This is a genomic window from Alcaligenes sp. Lyrl_28 (genome assembly GCF_051948705.1).
Classification (GTDB): domain Bacteria; phylum Pseudomonadota; class Gammaproteobacteria; order Burkholderiales; family Burkholderiaceae_B; genus Alcaligenes; species Alcaligenes ammonioxydans.
The window spans coordinates 259,486-273,933 of sequence record NZ_JAYJLG010000004.1 but is presented as its reverse complement, the minus strand read 5'-3'; the positions used below and the strand labels follow the sequence as shown (position 1 = coordinate 273,933).

Here is a 14,448-nt window from a genome sequence, read left to right as displayed (position 1 = left end):
GTATACGTTATGGGACAAGCCCGTGAAACAAAAATCCCTTATGGCAGCTTGCGAAAAAACAGCAGCAGCACATATCCCTTCAAGACACACAGCAGGCCAAACAGCAAGGCAGGCCAGACCAGCCAGCCTGTATTTGCCATGGCAGCAGTTGCCAGTGTCAATACCGCAAAACCAAGCTTGAAGGCCTCTCCCCAGAAAAAGGAGAGCGCTCCGGCGTTGCCGCCGCCCATCAAACCCAGCAAAAGACGCAATGCGAACAATGCGTTAGGCACAAAATAAGCAGCCGCACCAATCAGTGCTGAGGCTGCTGCAGATGCGCCGGAAATCCATGCCGACAGAACAATAGCCAACAGGCCCATAAAAGCCTGGGCAGCAAGTGTACGCACAATTCCTTGCCCTGCCCGGCGAGCCATACGGCTACGTTGCTCAGGCGTCAGTACAACGGGTTCAGGAATGGGCGACATATCTCCTGCTGGGTGCACCTTGGCTGGGGTGCCTGTTTGCTGATCAATCGGCTCGCTCATAGTAGGAAACAATCAGATAACGTTGTGTGGGTGGATGCACTGCAAAGGCTTCTAGCCAATCCATCCGCGCAATATTATCGGCCCCTTTTAAAAGCCGCTGTCGTCAAACCCATAAAGTATAGCGTCTTTTTTTTGTTGTAAGCAAATTCAGCCTTGCTTGTTTGATACTTAATGCAAGGCTGATATTCGCAATCTCAATGACATCAAGGGGTACGCTTATTTTGTAACATTGCAGTGCAGCAATTTTACAACACACCCCTCCGTTTTACCGGTTTTTGAGAAATTTAGCGGTGCTTGAACTCAGGCTTGCGCTTCTCGACAAACGCACGCATGCCCTCTTTCTGATCGTCAGTGGCAAACAGGCCGTGGAAATTGCGACGCTCGAACAGCAAACCCTCTTCCAGCGAGGACTCGAAAGCACGATTCACGCATTCCTTGGCCATCAGAACCGAAGGCAAAGACATGCTGGCAATAACGGTTGCGGCGTCCAGTGCCTCTTCCAGCAATTTGTCGGCCGGCACCACACGGGATACCAGACCCGAGCGCTCGGCCTCTTCGGCATTCATCATGCGAGCGGTCAGAATCAGATCCATGGCCTTGGCCTTGCCTACGGCGCGAGGCAAACGCTGTGTCCCACCAAAGCCGGGGATGACCCCCAGCTTGATCTCGGGCTGGCCAAACCGGGCCGAGTCGGCCGCAATAATGAAATCACACAACATGGCCAGCTCGCAGCCGCCGCCCAAGGCATAACCGGCTACGGCCGCAATGATAGGTTTGCGGAAACGGCGCAGCTCTTCCCAATGGCCTCCCAGATAATCCTGAGAGCTGACATCGTGGTAATTCCAGTCTTTCATGGCGCCAATGTCAGCACCCGCCGCAAACGCTTTTTCGTTACCGGTCAGCACGATACAACCTATTTCGTTGTCGGCATCGTATTTTTTCAACAGGGCATACAACTCGGCGATCAGCTCGTTATTGAGCGCATTCAAAGCCTTGGGCCGATTTAATGTCAATAAAGCAACACGACCATGCACCTCTGCTTTGACTAAGGGTTCGTTCATGCTGACTCCCAGAAAAATTAAATAGAATAGGGGAATGGAACCTACACCCGTACTTTACCGTGCCGAGCCGACCGATCTCGCCGGCCACCGCCTGACTGTCCAGATACAGATCACTTCCCCCCAAACAGATGGCCAGATCCTGAGCCTTCCGGCCTGGATTCCCGGCAGCTACCTGATCCGCGACTTCTCGCGTCAGATCGAAAGCATAGCCGCCTTCTCTGGCGACGAACCGGTTTCCATCCGCAAGCTGGACAATCACCGCTGGCAATGCGAACCCTGCCAAGGCCCCTTGAGTGTGCAGTACCAGGTCTACGCCTGGGACCTGTCCGTACGCGGCGCGCATATTGATCAGACCCATGCCTTCTTTAATGGCACCAGCGCCCTGCTGGCCGTTGAGGGTCAGACTGAACAGCCTTGTCTGCTGGAACTGGTAGCCAATGAAGACATGGAAGATTGGCAGGTCTACACCAGCCTGCCCGAAGCCATTGGCGTGCCGGGAGCCGCGCAACGCTATGGATTTGGCGTGTACCGTGCCAGCAATTATGACGAGCTGATCGATCACCCCATTGAAATGGGCACCCCCCAGGTCATCAGTTTCTTTGCACAAGGCGCAGAGCATGAACTGGTCTTTACCGGCCGCATCCCCAATCTGGATTTGCCGCGTATCGCCCGTGATGTCGAAAAAATCTGTGCCGAACAGATCGCCTTCTTCGAACCAGACACCCGACGCGCCCCCTTTCTGGATTGCAGCTCGCGCTATGTATTCATGACCATGGTGACCGAGGACGGGTACGGTGGCCTGGAACACCGCGCCTCGACTGCTCTAGTCGCCTCGCGCAGCGATCTGCCCACCCAAGGCCAGGACAAGTCGGTAAAAAGCCCCGGCTACCAGACTTTTCTGGGACTGGTCAGCCATGAGTATTTTCATACCTGGAATGTCAAACGCATCAAACCTGCAGCCTTTGCGCCCTATGACCTGAGCCGCGAGAACCACACCCGTCTGCTGTGGGTCTTTGAAGGTTTCACCTCGTACTACGATGATCTGATGCTGTTGCGCTCGGGCGTGTTGAGCGAGGCAGACTACCTGAAACTGCTGGCCAAAAACATCAATGCCGTTGTGCGCGCCCCTGGACGCTTCAAGCAGTCCGCCGCGCAAAGCTCGTTTGATGCCTGGACGCGCTATTACAAACAGGATGAAAACTCCCCTAATGCGCTGGTCAGCTATTACAGCAAGGGCGCCCTGATCGCACTGGGCCTGGATTTGCGCATTCGCAGCCATACCCAGCACACCAAGAGCCTGGACGATGTCATGCTGTTGATGTGGGCACGTTATGGCCGTGACTTCTATCAGGGCAAGCCACACGGCATCCCCGAAGACGCCATGCCCGCCCTGATTCTGGAAGCCACCGGTTACGACGCCACAGACTTTATCGCCCGCTACGTGGAAGGCTGCGAGGACCTGCCCCTCAAGCCATGGCTGGCCGAGCAAGGCTTGAAGCTGGAATGGCAGGCCGCTTCCAAGTTGCCCAACCTGGGCGCCCGTGTGCGTCAAAGCGCAGGGCAGTGCCAGCTCGCTACCGTCTTTACAGAGGGTGCAGCGCATCAAGCCGGACTATCCGCGGGGGATACTCTGGTGGCCATTGACGGCTTGCGTGTCAGCGACACTGCCAGTCTGGAGCGTCTGCTTGCAGCGTATGAGCCCGGTCAGACCGTTCAGATCCACGCCTTCCGCCGCGATGAACTACACTGCTTCACACTGCAACTGGCGCGCCCTGCTTTGGACGAGTGCGTCCTGAGCCGCCCCTCCTGACCTCTTTTCTGGGCCTGCCGCTGACGGCGGGCCTGATACTTTGCCTTTGCCATGACCACACGCCGTATTTTCATCAACAATCTGGTGGTGCAAGCCTCGATTGGCATGCTCGAGCACGAGCTGGTTCACCGCCAGCCGCTGCATATTGACGCCGAGTTCGACACCACCATCACCCAAGACGTCCAGGACCACGATATTGGCACGGTGCTGGATTACCGGCAGTTGCGCCAGGCGCTGATCGAGGTCAGCACCCTGGAGCACACGAACCTGCTGGAAACGCTGATCGAACGGCTGGCCGAGCGCATCCAAAATGAATTCCCAAGCGTGGAACGCGTTAAAATCCGCGCCAGCAAGCCCGAGGCCTTTGCCGACTGCGATGCCGTGGGCATTGAAATCGAGCGTAGCCGCTAAGCCCCTGCCCTTGCCCCGCCTCTTGCCGGGGCCACGATGACCTCTCTTTCGCTTTCCCTTATGTCCCAAGACACCAGCCCCCTGCCTTCTTCCGAAACCGACATCCCCGTGTTTGCCAGCAAGGCTGAACGCAAACAGCGCGTCAATGACAACAAGTTGAGCAAACGCATCATGCGTGAAGTGGGCCGCGCCATCGGTGATTTCAACATGATCGAAGAAGGCGACAAGGTCATGGTCTGCCTGTCCGGCGGCAAGGATTCCTACGGCCTGCTGGACGTACTGATGACCCTGCAAAAACGCGCGCCCATCAAGTTCGCCATCGTGGCCGTGAACCTGGACCAGAAGCAACCTGGCTTTCCTGACCACATCCTGCCCGAGTACCTGGAAAAACTGGGCGTGCCCTATCACATCGAAACCCAGGACACGTACTCGGTAGTGACGCGCGTGATTGCCGAAGGCAAAACGATGTGTTCGCTGTGCTCACGCCTGCGTCGCGGCATTTTGTACCGCGTTGCCAAGGAGCTGGGCGCCACCAAGATTGCCCTGGGACACCACCGCGATGACATCCTGGCCACCTTCTTTCTGAATCTGTTTTATGGCGGTCGCATGAAAGGCATGCCGCCCAAGCTGATGTCGGATAACGGCGAGCACATCGTGATCCGACCACTGGCCTATGTGCCCGAAAAGGATTTGATCGCCTACGCCAAGCTCAAAGAGTTTCCCATCATCCCCTGTAATCTGTGCGGCTCACAAGAGAACCTGAAACGGCAGGAAATCAACCGCATGATTGCGGACTGGGACAAGAAATTCCCACACCGATCCTGGAACGTGTTTGGCGCCTTGACCCGTGTAGTGCCATCCCACCTGATGGACCCCAAGCTGCATAACTTTGCGGACTTGAAGGTGACTGGCCAGGCTGACCCGGAGGGCGATAAAGGCTTTGATCAGGATTATTTTGACGATCATCTGCCAGAGAGTCTGCTGGCCGCTGGATTTGAAGAGGATGCCGACGACGCCGCACCTACCGTACGTCAGGATGCCTTCACCCCTGCCAAGCCCGCAGCATCCGGTGAGCAACAGATTGTGTTCATGAGCAAAAGGCGCTCCGGACAGTAACGCGACTGGTCGGCGCTCCCAAACCGGCCGCCTTCTGGGCGATCAGGCTGAAGTTCGCACCCAAGTAGCACAGCAGACCATCGTTTTATCTCTCGAAACCCAGGGCCAGCGCGGCCCTCGGCGCCGGCAGAGCCGACATCCCATCTTGTTGATCTGCTTGCCGTCCGCAAATACACAAGCGACGGACAATAAAAAGCCCCGATCGAAACCGCCGGCATCTGGAATGACGTCCAGGTCCTGGTGGTTTCGATCGGGGCTTTTCGTACCTACTGTCCAGCTATCTGGCTTTAGTTCGGCTTTTGCGTGCCATCCCAGCGCTCACCGGGTACCTGAATATCAAACAATTCCAGCACCCGCATCACCGTGTGATCGACAATATCGTCAATACTTTTGGGACGCAGATAAAACGCAGGCATAGGCGGAAAAATGATCCCGCCCATTTCTGTCACAGCCGTCATATTACGCAGATGCGCCAGATTAAACGGCGTTTCCCGAACCAGCATCACCAGACGGCGACGCTCTTTCAAGGTGACGTCGGCCGCCCGGGTAATCAGGTTATCGGACAAACCATGCGCCACCGCTGCCAAAGTCCGCATCGAACAGGGCACAACCACCATGCCTGCAGTCGGAAAACTGCCGCTGGCCAAGGTTGCGCCCACATCGCGAAAGTTATGCACCTGATCGGCCAGAGACTGGATCTCGTTTTTGTCGATATCCAGCTCGTATTGAATGTTCAGCACCCCAGAGGGAGAGATCACCAAATGGGTTTCCACATCCGGACAGGACTGCAACACTTGCAGCAGGCGCACGGTATAGACGGCCCCCGTGGCCCCGGTCATGCCAATGACCAGGCGTCGCTTGGCTCTCACTCCAGAGCCCCGGCCTCACGCAACATGGTTTCCAGTTCGCCGTTCTCGTACATTTCAGAAACAATGTCCGAGCCACCAACGAACTCGCCCTTGATATACAGCTGAGGGATAGTGGGCCAGTTGGAGAAATCCTTGATGCCCTGACGCACTTCGGCGTCGTCCAGCACGTTAACCACAACCACCTGGCTCAGGCCGACCGCACGCAAAATCTGCACGGTACGGGCGGAAAAACCGCACTGAGGCGCTTGAGCCGTGCCCTTCATAAACAGCACAACAGGGTTTTCCGTTACGGTTTCGCGGATGAAATCTTGAACTTCACTCATGATGTTCTCTTAAGAAAAGAATTAACACTGTCCACCTGTGACGCGCCGGATTCCTGCCAGATCCTCATAGCTGATGACCTGTTTGAACCCCGCCTGCCGCAGCATATTTTGCACATGGTCGGCCTGATCCCAGCCGTGTTCCATGAGAAGACTAGCACCCGGACGTAGATACGGCCCGGCCCCCTGAACTATTGTACGCAAATCCGTCAAGCCGTCTGAGCCATCGGTCAGTGCCTGACGCGGCTCGAACCGCACATCGCCCTGCGCCAGATGTTCGTCATCCACTGCAATGTATGGAGGGTTGGACACGATCAGGTCAAAAGGTTCCTGGCCTGTCACGGCATCGTACCAACTCCCCAGACAAAACTCGACTTTCCCACACAAACGCTGCGCATTTAAGCCCGCCTGCGCCAACACCAGCGTGCTGATATCACTGGCCACCACATGGGCATCGGGACGGGCCAGAGCGAGCGATACGGCAATGGCGCCACTGCCGCAACCCATATCCAAAATGCGAGGAGATGGAATATCACGCACCCGCTCAAGCGCACGTTCAACCAGTATTTCCGTGTCAGGGCGCGGGATCAGTACCGAAGGCGACACCAAAAACTCATGCCCCATAAACTCACGGACCCCGACGATATACGCCATGGGTTCACCCGCCAGGCGGCGAGCCTCCAGCGCCTGATAAGCCTGTATTTTTTCCAGCGGCAACTCATCCGTGTCATGCGCGATCAACCAAGAGCGGCTCACCCCCAGCACCTGCGTCCACAACATGTCGCGCTCAAGGCGCGGCAAAGGACTGAGCCGCTGCAAGGCACGCAGCGTACGGGGAATATCGGCAGGCAAGACCAAGGGCGACATGACCGGCTCACCGGGCAGGCTCATGCTCACGCCTGCGCCAGGGCAGCCAGCTGGCCAGCCTGATGTTCAGATAGCAAGGCCTTGATCAGCTCATCCAGGTCGCCGTCCATGATGTAGCCCAACTTGTACAAGGTCAGGTTGATACGGTGATCGGTCATGCGGCCTTGCGGGAAGTTGTAGGTGCGGATGCGCTCGGAGCGATCACCCGTACCGACAAGGCTTTTACGCTCGGCGGCTTCTTTGTCGGATTGCTCGCGCTGCTGCTTGTCTTTCAGACGCGCAGCCAGCACCTGCAAGGCTTTCTCGCGATTGCGGTGTTGGGAGCGGTCATCCTGACACTCCACCACCAGGCCCGTCGGCAAGTGGGTCAGACGCACGGCCGAGTCCGTCTTGTTCACGTGCTGACCACCGGCACCGCTGGCGCGGAAGGTATCCACGCGCAAATCCGCGGGGTTGATGGTGATTTCAGCCAAGCCTTCGGCTTCGGGCAGCACGGCCACCGTACACGTCGAGGTATGAATGCGGCCCTGGGCTTCGGTTTCAGGCACGCGCTGCACACGGTGCGCACCAGATTCGAACTTCAGACGACCATAGACATCCTGGCCTTCAATACGCACGATGACTTCTTTGTAGCCACCCACTTCCGAGTCGCTGGCGGACATGATTTCTGTGCGCCAGCCGCAGTTTTCGGCGTAACGCATGTACATGCGCAACAAATCACCCGCAAACAGGGCGCTTTCATCACCACCGGCACCGGCACGAATTTCAATGAACACGTTGCGGGTATCGTCCGGATCACGAGGCAAAAGCAGAATCTGCAATTCGTCTTCCAGTTGCGCGATGCGCTCTTTACCCAGCTTGTATTCTTCCTCGCCCATTTCTTTCAGCTCGGGGTCGGTCATCATGTCCTGGGCTGCCTGCAAATCACCCTCGGCCGCTTCGTAGCTTTTGAACGCCGTCACAACCGGGTCCAGCTCGGCACGCTCACGCGACAGTTTGCGAAATTCGTCCATATTGCCGGCAATTTCAGGCTCGGCAAGCATGGCATCCACTTCATGCAGACGACGAGCCAATTGCTCAAGCCGACTGCGCATAGAGTCTTTCATAGGGAATAGCCTAAAGGGAAAATCAGAAGGTCTGGGCGCAGTTCAAAGCAATCAGGCTGCACCGCAGAAAAGTCGGTGGACAGAAAGCAGCCTGGACGCTAACGCCGGCGAGTTGTCGATGGCAGCAGGCGAGGCAACAGATTCAGCAGTTGTTCGCGCTCAGCACCTTCGCTGCGCGTCAATTCAGCCATGGGACCATGCATATACTTCTGCGTCAGCCCATGAGCCAGCATTTCAATGACGTCGGCCGGATCGTCGCCACGGGCCAGCATGCGGCGCGCACGCTCCAGCTCGTGCTGACGCACTTTTTCGACCGATTCCTGCACATTCAAAATGGCAGGCACAATCGCACGATTGCTGAGCCAGTGCATATAGTGCTGCACCTGGGTGTCGATAATCGCCTCAGCCTGAACCACCGCGGCCTGTCGGGCATCGGCCCCCCGCTGCACAAAGCGGCCCAGATCATCCACGGTGTACAGGTACACGTCGTCCAGGCGACCCACTTCAGTTTCAATATCGCGGGGCACAGCCAGGTCGACCATGACCACCGGACGGTGACGACGCGAGCGCACGGCCCGCTCCACCATGCCCAAGCCCAAAATGGGCAAGGTACTGGCCGTACAGGATACGACGACATCAAAATCGGCCAAGCGGTCGGGCACATCTGCCAGCTTCATGGTGTTGCCCATAAAGCGCGAAGCCAGGCTTTCCGCACGCTCCTGAGTGCGGTTGGCAACCACAATGCTACAGGGGTTCACCGCCGCAAAGTGCGTGGCGCACAGCTCGATCATTTCGCCTGCACCAATAAACAGCACCTTGGCCTGGCTCAGATCGCCAAACACACGCTCCGCCAAACGCACGGCTGCCGCAGCCATCGATACCGAATGAGCACCAATCGCCGTTTGTGTACGGACTTCCTTAGCCACCGAGAAGGTGCGCTGGAACAATTGATGCAGCAAGGTACCCAGCGAACCAGCCTCGTTGGCGGCCCGCACGGCATCTTTCATCTGCCCCAGAATCTGGGGCTCGCCCAGCACCATGGAATCCAGGCCACTGGCTACGCGAAACGCATGACGCACAGCCTCGTTCTGGTTGTAGCGATACAGGTGCGGGGTGAGTTCGGCAGAACGCAGGCTGTTGAAGTCCGCCATCCACTCAGGAAGACGCTCGGCCACATGGGGTTCGGCCGCACAGTAAATTTCGGTACGATTACAGGTAGACAGAATAGCTGCTTCACGGACCCCGGTGCCAAAAGTGGCACGCAAGGTATCAAGCGCAGGCTTTAACACATCGATCGGAAACGCAACGCGTTCGCGCACGGCAACCGGCGCGGACACATGATTCAGACCGAAGGTTAGAACATCTACAGACATGAGCAGTACAGGCTATAGCCCCGAAAAAGACCGAGACAAGCAGTTTCGCAGACGCAAAACGCATGAAAGATAAGTGATTTTACGCCGCAAGCCGGATTTTTGCCAAAAATGTTACTTGAATTGCCGTTTTGTGATTACAATTGCACTCCTTTATGCAGCCTGCTTTTGCTTGAAAAGGGCCTTCCCCTAGGGGTACGGCACATTTGAAGTTCAAAAGATGCATAAAATTTTTGTTGTACTATGCGCACAAATAAAAAAACGTGGTATAGTTCTATTTTTACCGAGCAGTACACGTTGGCCTGGTAGCTCAGTCGGTAGAGCAGAGGATTGAAAATCCTTGTGTCGGTGGTTCGATTCCGCCCCAGGCCACCAAGAATTCAAGCAAAAGCCCAGTCAAACGACTGGGCTTTTTGTTTTTCCATTCCAGTTGCGCCTGGCTAAATGCCCTGTCTGCGCGGCTTGCTCCTCATTTCTTGGCCCGATACCGCCCACTCTTACAGTTGCTGCTGGGGTAACGGTTGCATTGCCTGCGCTGGATATCCGATCAACGGTAGGAGGCCCGTTCTGCTCCTATCGCCTCAGCCGACGAATTTCCATCTCTTTGGCTCAGTCTGGTACCCGCAGCCGGCAAGACGTCTAAAAAACCAGAGACGTCCGTGCGCAACGTGCTGAGGCTGGCCCGACTCGGGCTCGATTTTTGTGCCGTCCGATGCCAATTCGTACTTAGCCGCGCTGATACTGCAAACAACGGCCCTTATACGATACTTCCTTACCCTCGGGCATCACGATAGGCCGATCCCGCAAACACACTTGCCGCACCAGATCAAAACCGTGGCGCCGCATTTCCTGGGTAAATTTATTGCGATGCCCCCGATCCGGGTCTACCACCCAGACTTCGGCCTGTGATTTTGCATGCTGATTGACCAACGTGGCCAATTGAGCGGGCGTATTGCCTTCATACAGCAGATCACTGCCCACAATCAGGTCGTAACGCTGCCTGGCGGGAGTCAGGCCCAGGGAGGCCAGCAAATCAGGGCAGGTTTGCTCCCCCCACTGCGCATGGACATACGGCAGGTCGGACAAACCATTAAGAGCCTGATTCAGCTTCAGAAAATGCGGCACCATGGGGTGACAATCGCTGGCGTGAATGTGCGCCCCCCGTTTGTGCATGAGCAAGCTGGTCAAGCCCAGGCCACAGCCCAACTCCAATATCGTTTCCCCTGCCCGGATGGGTCGGTTCTTGAGCTTGCGTGCCAACTGGATGCTGGAAGGCCAGACGAGGCCGAACAAGGGCCAGACCGCAGGCCCTATACCCAGGGCCTGGGCATGGCCCTGCGGGTCGGCATACTGCATATGATCAGCCAAGGAACGAATACGCAAGGATTCTGCGGCCGAGATTCGTATATGCTGGAGACGGGTTTTTAAGGTAGCGGATGAAGATGAGGTAGAGCCATATAAGTCTGACATAGACCGATGATCGTCCATATCCGACAAAAAAGCGAATTTTGCCAGAATTTACCGTGGCTTAAACTATAAATAACCGAATTTACACACAATTTTGCATCACGCCGCCACCAAGGATCACTCTTGTTCAAAGACTTGATTAAAGACCTCAACGACCAATCAATTGTAGAGCCCGACATCTTTTTGGACGTGCCCTTCGTTCCCAGCGACGATCGGGTCATCGACACCATGTTGCAACTGGCCCAGGCAGGACACAAAGACCTGCTGTATGACCTGGGATGCGGGGATGGGCGCATTGTCATTGCCGCTGCCAAAAAATACCGCTGTTCTGGCGTCGGCGTGGAGCTGGACCCTTTGCGGATTGCAGACGCGATGGAGCAAGCCGGTCATGCAGGCGTGGAATACCTGGTGGATTTTATTGAAGAGGACCTGTTTACCGTTGACTTCAGCCAGGCCACCATCGTGACGCTTTACCTGATGGACACCATCAATGCCATCCTGCGCCCGCGCCTGTTGCAAGAACTACGCCCAGGCGCCCGCATTGTCTCTCATGCTTTTGACATGGGGGACTGGAAAGCAGACGAAACCTTGCATGTCGGCGGCATCAAAATCTACAAATGGATTGTGCCCGCACAGGTGAGCGGAGAATGGGAATGGGAGGGGTTGGACGGAACCGATTACCGTCTGAAGCTCAAACAGCGCTATCAAGATGTCAGCGGAAAAATCTGGATGAATGGCAAGCCAGCCCGAGTGATCGACCTTCATCTGTGCGGTGATTGCCTGAATCTGAGCGTCCAGGCAGACGGCGCCTCGCCTATCATCATCTCTACGCTGTACTTTGGCCATCAAGAACTGCTATCGGTCGAAGAAGAAGGCTGACCTACCCGCCCCCTACCCTGGCCACGTCCTGGCAGCGCTCACATCTTGTTGACAAAAGGAAACGTCTCTTAACGCCCAATTGTCTCTGCAATGCTAGGCTGATCTAACCCCTGTTTACCCAGCAAAGGAGTCAGCCTTATGCGTTTTTCTTCTCTTAAATCCCGATGCGCAATGGCTCTGGCCACCGTGAGCGCTACCCTTGCTTTATCTGCCCCCTCACTTGCCGATGTCATCATTCCCATGAATCTGGCGACCGAGAGTGGTGCTGGCGAGCAGATTGGTCAGGTAAGCGTACGACAGACCGAACATGGGCTGGTTTTTACGCCAGAGCTAAAAAATCTTAAGCCGGGCGTGCACGGTTTCCACGTGCATGAGAATCCCAGCTGCGCTCCGAGCAACAAAGATGGCAAAGTCACGCCTGCTGGGGCGGCTGGCGGCCATCTGGACCCGGACAAGACAGGCAAGCATGGTTTCCCTTGGGGCAATGGCCACCTGGGTGACCTGCCCGCCCTGTATGTGCAGGCAGACGGCACCGCCAGCACACCGGTTCTGGCACCGCGCCTGAAGTCTCTGGATCAGATCAAAGGTCGATCGCTGATGATCCACGAAGGCGGTGACAACCACTCCGACCATCCTGCTCCCCTCGGTGGTGGCGCCGGACGCTTTGCTTGCGGAGTGATCAAGTAACGGCCTTCATCCCTGTCACTTTTTCAAGGAGATACCATGAACACCACGATTGAGTCTTCCTTTGAACAACTGCAAGAGATGATTAAGGACATTCGCTTTGCGATGTTCGTCACACATGCTGAAAACGGCCAGTTGCACGCCTGGCCCATGACAACCCAAAAGGCAAAAATGGGGTCGAATCAAGAAGACTACGAGCATGACAAGCTCTGGTTCTTCATGTCGCGCAGCAGCGATCCAGTGGCCAACCTTCTGGCCAACCCACATGTGAATGTGAGCTATGCCGATCCCAAAAGTGATACCTATGTATCGGTGTCCGGTATGGCTCGTCTGGTTGACTCCATGAACCAGAAAGAACGTTTCTGGAACACCATGACGGAAGCCTGGTTCAAAGAAGGAATTACCGACCCAGACCTGGCCCTGATCTGCGTACACATTGACAGCGCAGAGTACTGGAGCGTGCGGGAGGGCAAGCTGGCCCAGGCTGGCAAAATGCTCAAAGCCACCCTGATGGGTGAGCGCTTAACCGAGATGGGTGAACACGGTAAAGTCACCCCCCACCGCTAAAGAGACGTCCCACCCGGCCAGCCTTAAGGCCAAAGCACAAAGCCCGGTCATGCACCGGGCTTTGTTTGACAGACGTCTTAAGGACGCTGGTTCCTTGACTGTTTGAGGGGATGAAGTACCAGCCAAAAGGCTGATTGGGTGGATCAAAGGGGAGCGAGCTGCTTGCAGGAGTGGCTGGGCCGCAGGCTGTTGGGCTGCTGAGCAGATGCACAGGGTCGCACATTGGTTTACATGGACTCGTTGGCAGTAGTGTCGATTTGCCCACTATCAGGCCTGTTTGAGCCAACGGGCAAGACGAGTATATAAAGGCCCGGTCAGTACCAGTACGCACACCATCCGCGCCACCTGAAAGGACGTTACCATCGGCGCCCCCAGCTGAAGCACTTTGGCCGTAATCGCCATCTCGGCTATGCCCCCCGGGCTGACACCCAGCACCAGCGTGGGATAGGCAATGTCAGACAAACGATACAAGCCGTAAGCAAAACCGAATGCCAACGCCAGATTAATGAGGTTGCTGACAGCCGCTACCCCCAGGTAGCGAGGAGCACGTCGGAAAAAATCGGGGCCGAACTTATCGCCCAAGGCCCAGCCAATGCACAGTTGCCCCAGATTGGAAATCTGCACCGGCAAGCCCGACAGAACAATGTCCTGATACGTAAGAACGGCCACCACCAGCAGGGGGCCCAGCACCCAGGGGTTGGGAAGACGCAGGATCTGAAAGATCAAGCCTGCCGCACTGCTTAACACCACTAACAGAGCCAGTCCGGGCAGATTCAAAAAATCCGGTCGCAGCACGGCCCCGGCCTGCTCACCCGAAAACCCCAGGGCTTCGAACGCAAAGGGGATGATGAGCACCACCATCAACACCCGCAACCCATGCGCCGAAGCGACCAGATCTGGGCGTGCACCATAACGCTCGGCCAGCCCGGTCATCTCACTGGCTCCGCCTACCGCGCTGGCAAACCAGGCGGTGCGCAAATCCGTACCCGCAAAACGGGTCAGCATGAAGGTCCCTATGCAGCACAAAAGCAAGGCAAATACCATGCCCATCACAATAAACAGGGCATTGCTGCCAATCAGCTGCACCATGGATGGCGTGAAATACAAGCCCAACGAGGCCCCGATCACCCACTGTCCGGCATTGCGCGCCAATGGCAGACACACTGCCGGGCTGCCCGCCATCTTGGTGGCCGCGGTCAGAATCAAGGCACCCAACATCCAGGGCAAGGGCATGCTCAGATATGTCGCCCCCATCGCACCGACCAACGCCACCCCAAAGCCCAGGACAATTCGTATCCAGTTCGCCATAACCGAAACAACAAGGCCAGGCCGCAGCCTGGCACTTTCTCCTCATAAACGCCCCACCGCAGGGGTGGGGACTTCCTCATGGTGTTTTC

The 14,448-nt window shown here is 56.4% G+C and carries 15 protein-coding genes and 1 tRNA gene; 7 read left to right on the top strand and 9 right to left on the bottom strand.

What is annotated here, in order from left to right; translation table 11 throughout:
* Positions 1 to 38: 38 nt before the first annotated feature.
* On the bottom strand, positions 39 to 464 hold the full coding sequence (locus VF694_RS11875) for an ATP synthase subunit I (protein WP_003804997.1): 426 nt from the start codon (positions 462 to 464) through the stop codon (positions 39 to 41).
* Between the two features lie 344 nt (positions 465 to 808).
* Positions 809 to 1,585: an enoyl-CoA hydratase gene (locus VF694_RS11870; protein WP_003804995.1), complete on the bottom strand. Its 777-nt coding sequence runs from the start codon at positions 1,583 to 1,585 to the stop codon at positions 809 to 811.
* Positions 1,586 to 1,619: 34 nt separating this feature from the next.
* Between VF694_RS11870 and VF694_RS11865 the strand changes: the two genes are divergently transcribed.
* Genes VF694_RS11865 through ttcA form a run of 3 tightly spaced genes read left to right on the top strand, consistent with a single transcriptional unit; the run spans position 1,620 to position 4,922 of the window.
* Complete coding sequence (locus tag VF694_RS11865) at positions 1,620 to 3,395, top strand: M61 family metallopeptidase (protein WP_440164441.1); 1,776 nt, start codon at positions 1,620 to 1,622, stop codon at positions 3,393 to 3,395.
* 51 nt (positions 3,396 to 3,446) lie between these two features.
* Positions 3,447 to 3,806, top strand: a complete 360-nt coding sequence (folB, locus tag VF694_RS11860) for a dihydroneopterin aldolase (protein WP_003804991.1) — start codon at positions 3,447 to 3,449, stop codon at positions 3,804 to 3,806.
* 60 nt (positions 3,807 to 3,866) lie between these two features.
* The gene (ttcA, locus tag VF694_RS11855) at positions 3,867 to 4,922 is read left to right on the top strand and encodes a tRNA 2-thiocytidine(32) synthetase TtcA (RefSeq protein WP_440164439.1); all 1,056 of its coding nucleotides are present in this window, start codon (positions 3,867 to 3,869) and stop codon (positions 4,920 to 4,922) included.
* Positions 4,923 to 5,209: 287 nt separating this feature from the next.
* On the opposite strand, the gene VF694_RS11850 is transcribed toward ttcA, so the two are convergent.
* The 5 genes from VF694_RS11850 to hemA all read right to left on the bottom strand — a co-directional run bounded on the left by VF694_RS11850 (position 5,210) and on the right by hemA (position 9,457).
* On the bottom strand, positions 5,210 to 5,791 hold the full coding sequence (locus tag VF694_RS11850; RefSeq protein WP_003804987.1) for a UbiX family flavin prenyltransferase: 582 nt from the start codon (positions 5,789 to 5,791) through the stop codon (positions 5,210 to 5,212).
* Entirely contained in the window at positions 5,788 to 6,114 is a 327-nt protein-coding gene (gene grxD / locus VF694_RS11845; protein ID WP_003804985.1) for a Grx4 family monothiol glutaredoxin, read from the bottom strand. Before grxD ends, VF694_RS11850 begins: the two co-directional genes overlap by 4 nt.
* A 21-nt stretch (positions 6,115 to 6,135) precedes the next feature.
* Entirely contained in the window at positions 6,136 to 7,002 is an 867-nt protein-coding gene (gene prmC, locus VF694_RS11840) for a peptide chain release factor N(5)-glutamine methyltransferase (RefSeq protein WP_219235225.1), read from the bottom strand.
* A 2-nt stretch (positions 7,003 to 7,004) separates the two neighbouring features.
* The gene (gene prfA, locus VF694_RS11835; RefSeq protein WP_003804980.1) at positions 7,005 to 8,084 is read right to left on the bottom strand and encodes a peptide chain release factor 1; all 1,080 of its coding nucleotides are present in this window, start codon (positions 8,082 to 8,084) and stop codon (positions 7,005 to 7,007) included.
* Between the two features lie 98 nt (positions 8,085 to 8,182).
* The gene (hemA, locus tag VF694_RS11830; protein WP_219235226.1) at positions 8,183 to 9,457 is read right to left on the bottom strand and encodes a glutamyl-tRNA reductase; all 1,275 of its coding nucleotides are present in this window, start codon (positions 9,455 to 9,457) and stop codon (positions 8,183 to 8,185) included.
* A gap of 296 nt (positions 9,458 to 9,753) precedes the next feature.
* Here hemA and VF694_RS11825 point away from each other — a divergent pair.
* A tRNA-Phe gene (locus tag VF694_RS11825) sits at positions 9,754 to 9,829 on the top strand.
* A gap of 351 nt (positions 9,830 to 10,180) precedes the next feature.
* Here VF694_RS11825 and VF694_RS11820 read toward each other — a convergent pair.
* Entirely contained in the window at positions 10,181 to 10,924 is a 744-nt protein-coding gene (locus tag VF694_RS11820; RefSeq protein ID WP_162129607.1) for a methyltransferase domain-containing protein, read from the bottom strand.
* Positions 10,925 to 11,044: 120 nt separating this feature from the next.
* Between VF694_RS11820 and VF694_RS11815 the strand changes: the two genes are divergently transcribed.
* The 3 genes from VF694_RS11815 (at position 11,045) to VF694_RS11805 (ending at position 13,051) form a co-directional block, all read left to right on the top strand.
* Complete coding sequence (locus tag VF694_RS11815) at positions 11,045 to 11,800, top strand: class I SAM-dependent methyltransferase (RefSeq protein ID WP_440164436.1); 756 nt, start codon at positions 11,045 to 11,047, stop codon at positions 11,798 to 11,800.
* A gap of 138 nt (positions 11,801 to 11,938) precedes the next feature.
* The gene (gene sodC, locus VF694_RS11810; protein WP_003805039.1) at positions 11,939 to 12,487 is read left to right on the top strand and encodes a superoxide dismutase family protein; all 549 of its coding nucleotides are present in this window, start codon (positions 11,939 to 11,941) and stop codon (positions 12,485 to 12,487) included.
* Positions 12,488 to 12,523: 36 nt separating this feature from the next.
* Positions 12,524 to 13,051 carry a pyridoxamine 5'-phosphate oxidase family protein gene (locus tag VF694_RS11805; protein ID WP_003805041.1) on the top strand — a complete coding sequence of 176 codons (528 nt, stop codon included), beginning with the start codon at positions 12,524 to 12,526 and terminating at the stop codon, positions 13,049 to 13,051.
* Between the two features lie 267 nt (positions 13,052 to 13,318).
* Here VF694_RS11805 and VF694_RS11800 read toward each other — a convergent pair whose 3' ends face one another.
* Entirely contained in the window at positions 13,319 to 14,359 is a 1,041-nt protein-coding gene (locus tag VF694_RS11800) for an AbrB family transcriptional regulator (protein WP_440164433.1), read from the bottom strand.
* Positions 14,360 to 14,448: the final 89 nt, after the last annotated feature.

Coding starts and splice junctions, on each gene's coding strand:
- VF694_RS11805 (WP_003805041.1), top strand. CDS start 12,524: ATGAACACCACGATTGAGTCTTCCTTTGAACAACTGCAAGAGATGATT.
- grxD (WP_003804985.1), bottom strand. CDS start 6,114: ATGAGTGAAGTTCAAGATTTCATCCGCGAAACCGTAACGGAAAACCCT.
- folB (WP_003804991.1), top strand. CDS start 3,447: ATGACCACACGCCGTATTTTCATCAACAATCTGGTGGTGCAAGCCTCG.
- prmC (WP_219235225.1), bottom strand. CDS start 7,002: ATGAGCCTGCCCGGTGAGCCGGTCATGTCGCCCTTGGTCTTGCCTGCC.
- hemA (WP_219235226.1), bottom strand. CDS start 9,457: ATGTCTGTAGATGTTCTAACCTTCGGTCTGAATCATGTGTCCGCGCCG.
- VF694_RS11800 (WP_440164433.1), bottom strand. CDS start 14,359: ATGGCGAACTGGATACGAATTGTCCTGGGCTTTGGGGTGGCGTTGGTC.
- VF694_RS11865 (WP_440164441.1), top strand. CDS start 1,620: ATGGAACCTACACCCGTACTTTACCGTGCCGAGCCGACCGATCTCGCC.
- sodC (WP_003805039.1), top strand. CDS start 11,939: ATGCGTTTTTCTTCTCTTAAATCCCGATGCGCAATGGCTCTGGCCACC.
- VF694_RS11870 (WP_003804995.1), bottom strand. CDS start 1,585: ATGAACGAACCCTTAGTCAAAGCAGAGGTGCATGGTCGTGTTGCTTTA.
- VF694_RS11820 (WP_162129607.1), bottom strand. CDS start 10,924: ATGTCAGACTTATATGGCTCTACCTCATCTTCATCCGCTACCTTAAAA.
- VF694_RS11875 (WP_003804997.1), bottom strand. CDS start 464: ATGTCGCCCATTCCTGAACCCGTTGTACTGACGCCTGAGCAACGTAGC.
- prfA (WP_003804980.1), bottom strand. CDS start 8,084: ATGAAAGACTCTATGCGCAGTCGGCTTGAGCAATTGGCTCGTCGTCTG.
- ttcA (WP_440164439.1), top strand. CDS start 3,867: ATGTCCCAAGACACCAGCCCCCTGCCTTCTTCCGAAACCGACATCCCC.